Source organism: Gordonia sp. DT218 (assembly GCF_049847105.1).
In the GTDB taxonomy this organism is placed as follows: Bacteria; Actinomycetota; Actinomycetes; order Mycobacteriales; family Mycobacteriaceae; genus Gordonia.
Window position 1 is genome coordinate 1 of record NZ_JBNCNS010000026.1, and the last position, 209, is coordinate 209.

1 pseudogene is annotated in these 209 nt (G+C 64.6%); it reads right to left on the reverse strand.

Annotated features, from left to right (window positions below):
* A pseudogene (locus tag ACPXCG_RS24000) lies at positions 1 to 209 on the reverse strand (HNH endonuclease); the annotation flags it as partial.

A 209-nucleotide genomic window follows, 5' to 3' on the forward strand; every position in this document is an offset into this window, starting at 1 on the left:
AGCTGCAGTGAGATCTCGCCGACGGCGGCTTTGTCGGCGGCCCTGCGCACGGTCATCTGTTGGGTGGTCGACAGCGATACCAGCATGTCGTCATAGACCGATTGGCCCAGTCGGTAGGCGCTCAGTAGTGAGCGGGCTTCGTGTTGGCGGCTCGTGCGTAGATGATCGCGTGCGGCCGCGGCGACGTCGGTCGATGACGCCGACGAGAT